The organism is Actinocrinis sp. (assembly GCF_035946395.1).
Taxonomy (GTDB): domain Bacteria; phylum Actinomycetota; class Actinomycetes; order Streptomycetales; family Catenulisporaceae; genus Actinocrinis.
The window spans coordinates 1-3,095 of sequence record NZ_DASYZI010000236.1 but is presented as its reverse complement, the minus strand read 5'-3'; the positions used below and the strand labels follow the sequence as shown (position 1 = coordinate 3,095).

Sequence of the window (3,095 nt, the reverse complement as noted above, 5' to 3'; positions counted from 1 at the left end):
CAGACACTCCCGACGCACCGTGCGCGACTACGAACGGCTGCCGGAACACTCCGAGGCGATGGTGCGCTGGTCAGCGATCATCCTCATGACCCGCCGAGCCACTCGCCACCAAAACCGATCATGAGCCGCGCAACAGGCTCTAAGAGGGTTGCGTGTAAGAGGCTTGCGTGGATTGGTGGCCGGGCTTGCGGGCCGATGGCCGTCGCCTGGCCACGTTGTTATGGGTCACCGCGTCGTCGGTCGCTGCACGGTGTCGCTGATGCGGCTGACGCCGTGTGGCACTGCGGCGCACTCCTGCGCTCTGCCACGCTCGGCCCTCGACCCGCGAGCCCACACGGCGCCAGCCGCATCCAGCCGCATGAGCAACACCGTCGGCCAACCCACGTCCACGTACCTCTAACGTCCGAGTTCCGCGATGACGGTGACCGATCCGGGCGCGATCTCGGTGAAGCCCGCGTCGCGCACGGTCGGCAGCCCGGCGGCGGTCAGCCGTGCCCATTGCGCGCGCGTCGCCTCGCGGACCGCGAGCGGGAAGCCCGCGCGCTCCCACGTCACGGCGCGTTGCGGCGGCAGGTCCCACCAGCCGAGCTGCGCTCCGTGCCCGGCCTGCGCCATCGCCTTGCCCGCCGTCATCGGCACGCCCGGGTTGAACCACAACACCGGCATGCCGTCAGCCGGCGCGGGCGGGGGCTGCGGGTCGTCAAGGTCCGTACCTGAGACCTGGAGCCGTGCGAGATCCTTCGGCCACGCGTCGAGCGGCACCGGTGGGTAGACGCGCACCTCGGCGGTACCCCCGTGCACCGTGATGCCTGGCAGAGCCTCCGCCCGCCGCCACTCCGCGCCGCGCGCCCGCCGCACGACCTTACGGATGCGGCCGTCCTGCCAGTCGCGCACCGCGTCCGCCCACTCGCCGTCACCCACCGACCGCTCGTCCGTGAGCAGCATGAGGACCGCGCGCGCAGCCGTCTCCAACGCGTCCGTGCGCGTCGGCGGGGTCTCGCGCTCGATCCTGACCACCAGCGGCAGAACGAACTGCGGCGCCGCGTCTCGCTCGTGTACTCGTCGCTCGAACGCATCCGTCACCGTGCTCATGCGCCAAAGGATGCCGGATATCGTCGGCGGTATGGGAATCCGGGCTGCGCAGCACGTCCTCGTTGCCCCCGACAAGTTCAAGGGCTCAGCCACCGCCGCCGAGGTTGCCGAGCACGTGGCCATAGGCATCCGGCGTGCTGCGCCGCAGGTGCGGGTGACGGCAATGCCGGTCGCGGATGGCGGCGACGGCACTGTGGACGCGGCGGTCGCCGCAGGCTTCACTCGGCGGGAGGCCACCGTCGCCGGACCGCTCGGCGACCCGGTGCGCGCGGCGTTCGCCCTGCGCGGGGACACCGCCGTGGTCGAGATGGCCGAAGCCTCCGGTCTGCGCAGACTGCCCGGAGGACATCAGGCGCCGCTCGACGCTGATACGCGCGGGACCGGGGAACTGATCCGCGCCGCGCTCGACGCCGGAGCGAAGACGATCGTGCTCGGCGTCGGCGGCAGCGCGTCCACCGACGGTGGCGCGGGCATGCTCGCTGCGCTTGGCGCGCGCCTTCTGGACGCCGACGGCGACGAACTGCCCGGCGGCGGCGCCGCGCTGGTCCGACTCGCCGTGGCCGATCTGGCCGGGCTCGATCCGCGACTGTCGGCCGCGCAGGTCGTGCTCGCCTCCGACGTGGACAACCCGTTGCTCGGCGAGCACGGCGCCGCGGCGATCTACGGACCACAGAAGGGCGCGAGTACGCACGATGTCGCGCTGCTCGAATCAGGCCTCGCGCAACTGGCCGATGTTCTGTCGCGGTCGCTCGGCCCGGCCGCCGCGCACGCCGCCGAGGCCCCGGGCGCGGGTGCCGCCGGTGGCGTCGGTTTCGCCGCGCTCGCCGTGCTCGGCGCGGTTCAGCAGCCAGGGATCGACATCCTGCTCACCGCGCTCGGCTTCGACCGCGCGCTGTCCGAGGCGACTTTCGTCATCACCGGCGAGGGCTGCCTCGACGAGCAGACCCTGCGCGGCAAGGCGCCCGCCGGGGTCGCCCGCGCCGCTCGGCGCGCCGGCCTCCCGGTCGCGGCGGTCTGCGGACGCCTCGAACTGACGCCGCGGCAACTCGGCGAGGCCGGATTCGCCGCCGCGTACGCGCTGGCCGACTTCGAGCCCGATCCGGCCCGCTCGATGGCGCAGCCCCTGCCCGTCCTTGAGCGGCTCGCAGCGCGCCTGGCCGCGGACCTGCTCCTCGCCGAGTCTTGATCGCACCCTGATCCGGCTCCGCGCCCGGCGTCCGATTCGACACCCGATTCGATACCGATTCGAAGTCACCCGTTCGGACGGACGTTCGGGTAATCCGGCCCGATTCGTAGCAGACTGAAGCCGCGCGGTTCTCCAGCGTGGCGGTGGCGCCGCGCTCCGCGGCGAGCGACCTTGGAGGCCACATGGCCGAGTTCACCGAGTACGACGAGGGAACACCCTGCTGGGTCGATCTGATGACCCCGGATCTAGAGCGGGCCAAGCGGTTCTACGGCGAACTGTTCGGCTGGGAGTTCACCGACACGGGCGAGGAGGGCGGGCACTACCAGCTCGCCACGAAGAACGGCAAACAGGTGGCCGGGGTGGGCCCGAAGCAGCCCGACCAGCCCGGACCCGCGGTCTGGGTCACCTACCTGTGGGCCGACGACGCGGACGCCGTCAGCCAGCGCGTCAACAAGGCCGGCGGCAACGTCTTCATGGGGCCGATGGACGTGATGGGCGCGGGCCGGATGGCGCTGGCCGCGGACTCCACGGGCGCCGTCTTCGGCATCTGGCAGGGCCGCGAGCACCGCGGTTCGCAGCTGGCCAACGAGCCGGGCTCGTTCACCTGGAACGAGAACCTGAACGACGACCCGACCGCGGCCCGCGCGTTCTACGAGCAGGTTTTCGACTACGAGTACGACAAGTTCCCGGACTTCCCGGGCGAGTACCACACGTTCAAGATCAAGGGCCAGCAGCGCGGCGGCATCGGTGCCAAGCCGGCGCAGATCCCGGCGGGGACGCCGAACTTCTGGAACACCTACTTCTCCGTTGCGGACGT

3 protein-coding genes are annotated in these 3,095 nt (G+C 71.7%); 2 read left to right on the top strand and 1 reads right to left on the bottom strand.

What is annotated here, in order from left to right:
- Nucleotides 1-396 precede the first annotated feature (396 nt).
- Nucleotides 397-1,092, bottom strand: a complete 696-nt coding sequence (locus VGS97_RS14725; protein WP_326854054.1) for a peptidyl-tRNA hydrolase — start codon at nucleotides 1,090-1,092, stop codon at nucleotides 397-399.
- Between the two features lie 31 nt (nucleotides 1,093-1,123).
- On the opposite strand from VGS97_RS14725, the gene VGS97_RS14720 reads away from it, so the two are divergent.
- On the top strand, nucleotides 1,124-2,278 hold the full coding sequence (locus VGS97_RS14720; protein WP_326854053.1) for a glycerate kinase: 1,155 nt from the start codon (nucleotides 1,124-1,126) through the stop codon (nucleotides 2,276-2,278).
- A 182-nt stretch (nucleotides 2,279-2,460) separates the two neighbouring features.
- Nucleotides 2,461-3,095, top strand: a 635-nt coding sequence (locus tag VGS97_RS14715; RefSeq protein WP_326854052.1) for a VOC family protein, incomplete at its 3' end; no start/stop codon positions are given.

Excerpts from the sequence above, each read along its gene's own strand:
- VGS97_RS14725 (WP_326854054.1), bottom strand. The coding sequence starts at position 1,092 with ATGAGCACGGTGACGGATGCGTTCGAGCGACGAGTACACGAGCGAGAC.
- VGS97_RS14720 (WP_326854053.1), top strand. The coding sequence starts at position 1,124 with ATGGGAATCCGGGCTGCGCAGCACGTCCTCGTTGCCCCCGACAAGTTC.